Below are 855 nucleotides of genomic sequence, written 5' to 3'. Positions count from 1 at the left end.
GCAAGCGGTACGCACGCATTGCGGCACCTGTGGCAGCCCATTGACTTTCACATTCGATTCGGACCCCGGAACCATCTGGATCACAGCAGGATCTTTGGACGACCCCAACGTCTGCCCGCCATCGGAGAACTGGTTCATCCACGACAAGCTGTCGTGGACCAGGCTGGACGACCAAATCAAGGCTTGGGCTGGGGCACCACCTGAGGGCTGACCCGCCTCGTCGATCCTAATAGCTTGCACGCCCGGCGCTGTGCCGTAGCTTTGGCCCATGTGCAACCTCTACAGCCACACGTCGAACGTCCAGGCGATCATCGACCTGGTGCGCGCGACGCGAAACCTCGCGGGCAACCTGCCGCCGCAGCCCGGCATTTTCCCGGACTATGAGGCCCCCATCGTGCGGAGGGGCGCCGACGGTGTGCGCGAGATTGCCATGGCGCGATGGGGCATGCCGTAGTCGCAGCTGGCGCTCATGGAAGCGGCGAAGATGCGGGCGGCGAAACTGGAGGCCAAGGGCCAAGCGATCGATTTCAAGGAGCTGCTGCGCCTGGAGCCGGACAGCGGTCCGACCAACATCCGCAACACGGCGAGCAAGCACTGGCAGCGATGGCTCGGGCCGGAGAACCGCTGCCTCGTGCCGTTCACGAGCTTCAGCGAATTCAACAAGGCCGCCGGCGGGGACGTGTGGTTCGCCTTCTCGGAAGCGCGCCCGCTGGCCGTGTTCGCCGGGATCTGGACGCCGGGATGGACCTGCGTCCGCAAGATGAAGACGGGTGTCGAGACCGCGGACCTGTTCGGCTTCCTCACCACCGAGCCGAGCGAGCCGGTCGCCAGCATTCACCCGAAGGCGATGCCGGT

The 855-nt window shown here is 65.3% G+C and carries 1 protein-coding gene and 1 pseudogene; both read left to right on the top strand.

What is annotated here, in order from left to right; all coding sequences use genetic code 11:
* Positions 1 to 211: GFA family protein (locus ACT535_RS24975; protein ID WP_476366406.1), on the top strand; the 211-nt coding region annotated here is incomplete at its 5' end.
* Between the two features lie 57 nt (positions 212 to 268).
* Positions 269 to 855, top strand: a pseudogene (locus ACT535_RS24970) (SOS response-associated peptidase family protein); the annotation flags it as partial.

The sequence above is a fragment of the Xanthobacter sp. DMC12 genome (assembly GCF_056314105.1).
The sequence above is the reverse complement of the archived record's forward strand: the minus strand, read 5'-3'. Positions and strand labels throughout refer to the sequence as shown.